The 7,089-nt window shown below is 69.1% G+C and carries 9 protein-coding genes; 5 read left to right on the top strand and 4 right to left on the bottom strand.

What is annotated here, in order from left to right; translation table 11 throughout:
- Positions 1-253: 253 nt before the first annotated feature.
- The 3 genes from QFW96_RS15765 to QFW96_RS15755 form a co-directional block, all read right to left on the bottom strand.
- Positions 254-427 carry a hypothetical protein gene (locus QFW96_RS15765; RefSeq protein ID WP_281456390.1) on the bottom strand — a complete coding sequence of 58 codons (174 nt, stop codon included), beginning with the start codon at positions 425-427 and terminating at the stop codon, positions 254-256.
- A gap of 50 nt (positions 428-477) precedes the next feature.
- Positions 478-1,557: a magnesium/cobalt transporter CorA gene (gene corA / locus QFW96_RS15760; protein WP_281456389.1), complete on the bottom strand. Its 1,080-nt coding sequence runs from the start codon at positions 1,555-1,557 to the stop codon at positions 478-480.
- Positions 1,558-2,051: 494 nt separating this feature from the next.
- Positions 2,052-2,480 carry an NUDIX hydrolase gene (locus tag QFW96_RS15755; protein ID WP_281456388.1) on the bottom strand — a complete coding sequence of 143 codons (429 nt, stop codon included), beginning with the start codon at positions 2,478-2,480 and terminating at the stop codon, positions 2,052-2,054.
- 146 nt (positions 2,481-2,626) lie between these two features.
- Here QFW96_RS15755 and QFW96_RS15750 point away from each other — a divergent pair, with 146 nt between their 5' ends.
- The 5 genes from QFW96_RS15750 to QFW96_RS15730 all read left to right on the top strand — a co-directional run bounded on the left by QFW96_RS15750 (position 2,627) and on the right by QFW96_RS15730 (position 5,691).
- Positions 2,627-2,791, top strand: coding sequence for a cytochrome c family protein (locus QFW96_RS15750; RefSeq protein ID WP_175547979.1), 165 nt, complete (start codon positions 2,627-2,629; stop codon positions 2,789-2,791).
- A 24-nt stretch (positions 2,792-2,815) separates the two neighbouring features.
- Complete coding sequence (locus tag QFW96_RS15745) at positions 2,816-3,388, top strand: PH domain-containing protein (protein ID WP_093415030.1); 573 nt, start codon at positions 2,816-2,818, stop codon at positions 3,386-3,388.
- An 82-nt stretch (positions 3,389-3,470) separates the two neighbouring features.
- Positions 3,471-4,343 carry a PHP domain-containing protein gene (locus QFW96_RS15740; RefSeq protein ID WP_281456387.1) on the top strand — a complete coding sequence of 291 codons (873 nt, stop codon included), beginning with the start codon at positions 3,471-3,473 and terminating at the stop codon, positions 4,341-4,343.
- A gap of 35 nt (positions 4,344-4,378) precedes the next feature.
- Entirely contained in the window at positions 4,379-5,224 is an 846-nt protein-coding gene (locus tag QFW96_RS15735; RefSeq protein ID WP_281456386.1) for a RecB family exonuclease, read from the top strand.
- A gap of 23 nt (positions 5,225-5,247) precedes the next feature.
- Positions 5,248-5,691 (top strand): hypothetical protein, encoded by a 444-nt coding sequence (locus QFW96_RS15730; RefSeq protein WP_281456385.1) that lies wholly within the window; start codon positions 5,248-5,250, stop codon positions 5,689-5,691.
- Between the two features lie 126 nt (positions 5,692-5,817).
- Here QFW96_RS15730 and QFW96_RS15725 read toward each other — a convergent pair whose 3' ends face one another.
- A complete protein-coding gene (locus QFW96_RS15725; RefSeq protein WP_281456384.1) occupies positions 5,818-7,020 on the bottom strand; it encodes an Rv3212 family protein in 1,203 nt (400 codons plus the stop codon).
- Positions 7,021-7,089 lie beyond the last annotated feature (69 nt).

Raw genomic sequence — 7,089 nt, 5'->3', positions numbered from 1 at the left:
CACCCCCCCCCCCCCACGACGAACACCAGATTTCAGTTGAAACTGCTGCACTTCGCCCACGCGGCCCTCTACAGCTGGTTGGCGATGAGCACGAACTCCATCGCGATCCAGCCCGCGAGCAGGGCGACGAGGAAGGTGAGCTTGCTGGAGAGCAGGCGAGTCATGGCGGTGCCTCCCAACGGGAAAACGAGATTCTGGTTGCTGCAGATCCGTTTTCACGATGCGGGCCCGCGGTCTACCCGGGCAGGTGCCGTCAGCGCGCGAAGGCGCTCGGCGCGGGGACCACGTCCCACATCGCGCCGGGTTTTCGCTGCACCCAAGCGGAGTGCCGGAACAACTTCTCGGCGGTCTGCCGGCGCGAGACCGGGGAACGCCGCGAGTTGAGGAGCCGCTGCCGCATCGGTGCGCCGATGGTGAGCGCTTGCAATTCGGTCCTCCTCACTGTCAACTGGAACATCGTCCGAGCGGCCGGAATCGTTACAGCCACTTGTTCTTCCGGAAGATCTTGAACAGCACGATGCAGGCGATGAGCATCACGACCATCACCATCGGATAGCCGAACTTCCAACCGGTTTCGGGCATGAAGTCGAAGTTCATGCCGTAGATCCCGGCGATCATCGTCGGCGTCGAGATGATCGCGACCCAGGCCGATATCTTGCGCATGTCGGTGTTCTGCTGGAGCGTGATCTTGGCGAGGGTGGCGTCGACCAGCGTGGTCAGCAACTCGTCGAAGGAGCCGACCATCTCCGAGACCCGCGCCAGGTGGTCCTCGACGTTGCGGAAGTAGGAGCGGACGTCCTCGGCGATCATCGGCGTGTAGCCCTCGGCGAGCCGCTGCATCGGCTTGGACAGCGGCTGCACCGCCCGCCGCAGCTCCATCACCTCGCGCTTCATCAGGTAGATCTGCTCGGCGTCGATCTTGGTGCGGGGTTCAAAGACCTCGGCCTCGATCTCGTCGATGTCGTCCTGGATGGCCTCGGTGACGTCGAGGTAGTTGTCGACGACGGTGTCGGCGACCCCGTGCAGCACCGCGGACGGGCCCAGCGCCAGCTGCTCCGGGTCCTCCTCCAGCCGGCAGCGCAGGTCGCCCAGCTCGGCGTGCTTGCCGTGCCGGACGGTGATCACGAAGTCCCGGCCGAGGAAGACCATCAGCTCACCGGTGTCGACGATCTCGCTGGTCGCCGTGCGGGTCTCGGTGTCGGTGTAGCGGACCGTCTTGAGCACCATGAACAGGGTGTTGTCGTAGCGCTCCAGCTTGGGCCGCTGGTGCGCGTGCACCGCGTCCTCGACCGCGAGCTCGTGCAGGCCGAAGGTCTCGGCGATGCCGTTGATCTGCTCCTCGGTCGGTTCGTGCAGCCCGATCCAGACGAAACCGGTCCCGCGCCTGCGGACCTCCTCGATCGCGTCGGCGTGGTTCCAGGTGCCCTCCAGCCGGTGGCCGTCGACGTAGACGGCGCAGTCCACCACGTAGGCGGACACCGGCGCGGGCTTGCGGGATGCGGGCTGGGCGGCGCGACCGTTGCGGTTGCGCAGGCCGAGCGAAGGCAGGTTCGGCACGACGGCCTCCAGGGGTTCCGGGGCCCGGGGACGTGCGCGGCGGGGGACCGGTGGTCCGGACGACGGTCATCCGGACGGCGGTCCGGACTCGCGCGCCGCAGCGGTGCTCCTCGGGCGGAGATCACTCTCGCTTGCGGGGTCGCATCCCGGCCCGGGGAGAAGAACCGCGCCGGATCAGCGGCAGGCCTTCACGGCGGGGATGCGGTTGGTACTGCACGGAAGCGCGCTGTCGGTACTACTGCTCACGATCCCTCACCTCCCGGAGGTCATCCACCGCACGGGGTGGGAGCTGCATCAGCCAACCGGCAACGATACTCCGTCCGGGTGGGCCGGTGACAACCGCGTCGTGCCCACGTCACAGGTGGCAGCGATCTCAACCCGCGAAAGCGGACCAGTCGACTAATTCGGGCATCCGCGAAAAGGCTCTGCTCGGGGGTTGTTCCACCGATCGTCACGATCACGGTCGGCTACGCGTAACCCGCCGGCATTCGCGCTCACTCGTTGCGGGGTAAACAATCCCAAGCGCGCAGAGCGTCGGCCAATCCGGCCGTCAGCGCTCCATTTCGATCGAGTGTGGCGAAAGTCGCACCGTCCGCCCACATTGCGTCCGCGGCGTCGTCACCAGGGGAAAGTTCCCATTCATTGCTCCGGCAGGAGTAGTCGAGGATCTCGAAGGTTCCCCGGGGTGCGGGGCGCTCGACCCGCCCCACAAGATCACCGACCGTGACGACGAGGCCGATTTCCTCGAAAACCTCGCGCCGTACCGCCGAATGATCGGTTTCTCCCTGCTCCACCCGGCCTCCGGGGATCGACCACTTGCCCCTGCCCGGCTCATTAGCCCGTTTGACCAGGCACAACCGACCTCGGGGGTCAAAAATGAGAGCTCCGACGCAGCGGATCACGGGATTCTCAGATACGATCATCAACACGGAGGGTAGTTGGTCCGGGCCTGCCCGGAAACGACTGACCCAAGTGCGGTACAAAGCTGCCGTTAAGGGGCGGAGTGCGGTACAACGGATCAGCAGGCGCCTGTGCTACTCAAGGGCTTTTTCGGACGGGGTGCGTCACAGTGAACATGAAGAAAATCCTCACCTGGGCAGTGGTTGCTTTCCTCCTGTTCTTCTTGTTTTCCGCGCCGGACCAAGCCAGCAATGTCGTGAACGGCATCCTGGCCAGTCTTCGTGGTGCTGCAGAAGCCGTCATCACCTTCATGCAGAACCTCTTCCAGGCTTAAAGCGAGAATCGGGAGGCGGGTGCCATGTTCGCTCCTAGGGATCCCGACGAGTACCTGCTGGACTCCGAACGCCGGGTGATCCGGGTTCGGCGTCACTGGGCAGCCCTGGTGTGGGACCTGTTCGAGGCGGCGGGACTCCTCGTCGGGCTCGTCCTGGTGTCGTACCTGCTGCCCGCCGGCAGCTCCTGGTTGTTCCAGAACATCCTCTGGTACGCCGGGTTGGTCGTGCTGATCCGCTTCACCTACCAGGTCCTCGACTGGTACGTGGAGCGCATCGTCGTGACCGACAAGCGGTTCCTGATCACGACCGGGATCTTCACCACCAACGTGGCGATGATGCCGGTCACCAAGGTCACGGACCTGACCTTCCACCGCTCGCTGATGGGGCGCATGATGGGTTACGGCACGCTGATCGTCGAATCGGCGGGTCAGATCCAGGCGCTCAACCGGATCGAGTACGTCCCGAACCCCACCGAGGTGGAGGACGCGATCTCCGGCCTGGTCTTCGGCGACAAGAAGGGCCAGCAGCAAGACCGCTTCTCGATGCTCAAGGCTCGCCGAGCCGCGGTGGGCAAGCGGAAGACGGCCAAGCTGTAGTCCTCGGGGACCGGTGGTCCCGGCGTGTCCGGGATCACCGGCTCGAGGGTTCCTCGACGCCGGTCATGGGTCACACTGAGGTGTGCTCATCGACCTGCACGCGCATTCCACCGAGTCCGACGGGACCGACACGCCGTCCGAGCTGGTGGCGACCGCGGTCGCGGCCGGGCTGGACGCGATCGCGATCACCGACCACGACACGACCGCCGGTTGGGCGGAGGCCGAGCGCGCGGTGCGCGAACTCGGTCGTCCCGGAACGTTCCGGCTGGTCCCGGGTGCGGAGCTGTCCTGCTCCAGCCCCGACGGCAACGGCGGCAGGGTCACCGTCCACCTGCTGGCGTACCTGTTCAACCCCGCCTCGCCCGCCCTGGTCCGCGAGCAGTCGCGGCTGCGCGCCGAACGCCGCGAGCGGCTGCACCAGATGGCCCGGCGGATGGCCGACGACGGCTTCCCGATCGACCCCGACGCGATCATGGCGGGACTGCCGCCGGACTCGCCGGGCGGACGCCCGCACCTGGCACGCGCGCTGGTCGCGGCCGGCACGGTCGCCAGCGTCGACGAGGCATTCGCGAAGTACCTCAGCAGCGGCGGCAGCTACTACCTGCCGCGCACCGACACCCCCGTGCACCGGGCGATCACGATGATCGCCGAGGCCGGTGGGGCGACCGTGCTGGCGCATCCGTTCGCCTACAAGCGGGGACCGGTCGTCAACGCCGAGGTGATCGCCGAGCTGGCCGATCACGGGCTGGCCGGGGTCGAGATCGACCACCCCGATCACGACGAGCCGACCCGGGCGAAGCTGCGCGAGCTCGCCGCCGAGCTGGACCTGATCCCGACCGGCAGCAGCGACTACCACGGCACCAACAAGACCATCAGGATCGGCCAGGAGACCACCGACCCGGACTCGCTGGAGCGGATCATCGCGCGCTGCACCGGGAGCAAGGTGATCAGCTGAACCGCGCCTCGGCCGTTCTGCGTAGTGTGGTCGGCGTGCAGCAGCAGCTCGGTCTGGAAGGCATCCCCGACAAGCTCGTGCGGGTCACCCCGGCCCGCTTGTCGACGTGGGCGGGATGCCCGCGCCGCTACCGGATGGCCTACCTCGACAGACCTGCGCCGAAGCGCGGTGGGGCCTGGGCGAACGCCACGCTCGGCGCGGTCGTGCACAACGCGCTGAAGGCCTACTTCGAGCTGCCGCCGCAGAAGCGGACACCGCAGCGCGCCGAGCTGCTGGTGCACCGGTGCTGGAAGTCCGACGGGTTCGCCGATTCCGAGCAGGCGGCCGAGCACCGCCGCCGCGCGCAGCGCTGGGTCCACGACTACGTGGCCGCGCTGCCCGCCGACTTCACCCCGGTCGCCGTCGAGCGCTGGGTGTCCGCGCCGGTCGGCGAGATCATCGCCGAGGGCCGGGTGGACCGCGTCGACGAGCGCGACGGCGAGCTGGTGGTGGTCGACTACAAGACCGGCAGGCACGGGCTGCGGGTCGACGACGCCAAGAACTCGCTGGCCCTGGGCCTGTACGCGATGGCGGTGCGGAAAACCCTGCGGCGGCGGTGCAACCGGGTGGAGCTGCACCACCTGCCCACCGGTACGGTCTCGGCCTGGGATCACACCGCCGAGTCCCTCGACGGGCTCCGGGAGCGGGCCGAACGGCTGGCGGGTGAGATCCAGGACGCGACCGACGCGCTGGACTCGGCGAACTCGAACGACGTTGCCGAGACCGCGTTTCCGGTCAGCACCGGATCGCACTGCTCCTGGTGCGATTTCCGGGCACACTGCACCGAGGGACAGCGGGCCGCGCCGGATCTGCGACCCTGGGCGCTGCTGGGGGACGGATGAGCTTTCGACCGGAGGACGGGCCGATGCACGCACCAGCCCCGCAACGCCGCACCCCGCCGCCGCGCACGCGGCACATGCCGCCGGACGACGGTGCGCGCCGCATGCAGCCGCCCCGGCCGCGCCGCACGGCCCCGCAGGCCCAGCGCCCGCGGCCGCCTCACGCGCGTCACGAGCTGGCCCGGCCGCACCGGGTGAGCTCCGCCGGGACGACGCTGCGCAGCTTCACCGGCGCGCTGGCGATGGGTTCGCTGGTGCTGTCGCTGATCCTGATCGGGGTCCAGTTCTGGGCCACCGGGCACGGGCAGCAGGGGCCGGGCGTCGGCGCGGTGGTCTCGCAGGTGGTCGCGGCTCTGGTGGCCGTCGCGCTGCAGACCTACGCCGACCGCCACCGCGATCGCAACGGCGGTCTCGCCGTGGCCGGGGTGCTGATCGTGGTCCTCGGCTCCCTCTGGTTCTGGTGGTGGTGACAGTGTTAGTGAGAACTGTCCCGACATTTCGGACATCGAGCATGGGTGATTCGAGGAAAAACCGTCCCCTCCGCAGCTCCTGAGCTCCGCGGGACACCGCCGCGCTCAGCGCAGGGCACCGCAAGATCAGCGCAGGGCGACCAGGGTGTCGCCGCGCTGCTCCAGGACGACGGGGCCGACGGAGTTGAGCCGCACCGGACCGCTGTAGCCGCCGCGGTCGACGGGGATGACGCGCTCGCGGACACCGGTCGCCGGGTCGAGCACCGCCATCCCGCCGCTCACCGGGATCACCAGCCGGTCGGCCAGCGACGTGCCCGCGCCGAGCGTGTCCGGGCTGGTCCACAGCGGCGCGAGGGTCACCGGGTCCAGCGCGATCGTGTCCGCGCCGGTGTGCCAGTAGACGCGGCTGCCGATCGCGGTGCTCTCCACCCGCACGTTGTCGCGACCGGTGAGCGGGCCGAGGCGCACCGGGTAGCTGGAGACCGTGCGGCCCGCGTCGTCGAACAGCAGCAGCTGCGAGGTGTCGCGCATGACCACGGCGGTGCGCTGATCGGTCACCGCCACCACCGAGGCGTCGCGGCTGCCGAGGGCGACGCTGAAGATCTCCTCGGGCTTCTCGTCGTCCTCGGGGTGGGTCTTGATCGTGGTGATCCGCCCGGTCTCGCCGGGGCAGTTCTCGACCGCGCTCGCCCGGTCGTGGCCGACGGCGATCGAGGTGTAGGTGCAGTTCGGGCGCTCGATGTTGTTGTCCGGGTTCTTCAGCTGCGGCGGGATGCCGAACTGCTGGGTGCGCACCAGGTCCGAGCGCCAGGACTCGAAGGAACGGGTGCCGGTGGCGGTCAGGTAGGTGCCGTCGCCGAGCAGCCGGGTGCCGAACTCGGCGTCGGTGTTGCGCTGCGGCCCGCGCTCCCCGGTCGGCCCGCGCAGCGAGGTGACCTCGCTGCAGTTGTGCGACTTGCGGAAGACGGCGACGGCCCGGTCCCACTCGGTGCCGATGGTGCACAGCGGGATGTCGCGCGCGTAGCGCCAGGCGACCCGGCCGGTCAGCGGGTCGTGCCCCAGAACCTCGTTGCCGGTGCCGGTGACGACCGCGGGCGGTGCGATCACCGGGACCGGGGTGGCGGTGCTCGGCGCGCGCCAGACCTCGTGCAGGGCGGACGGGACGGTCGCCGGCTTCGGGGGCGCGGGCAGCGGTTCGGGGGAGGTCTCCGAGATCGTCGCGCGCGCGTCGCTGTGCAGCCACAGCACGCCGGCGCCGACGAGCGCGGCCACCACGATCACCACGACCGCGGCGATGTCACCCCGAGTGCGCCGCTCAGGCCGGACCACAACCAACTCCCCATCGCTCAGGCGTCTTGGCGGAAGCTTACCCGCGCGCTGAACAGGCCCTACACGCAG

The organism is Saccharopolyspora ipomoeae (genome assembly GCF_029952525.1).
GTDB lineage: Bacteria > Actinomycetota > Actinomycetes > Mycobacteriales > Pseudonocardiaceae > Saccharopolyspora > Saccharopolyspora ipomoeae.
Note: the sequence above shows the minus strand (reverse complement) of the source record. Positions and strands in the feature narration are given on the sequence as shown.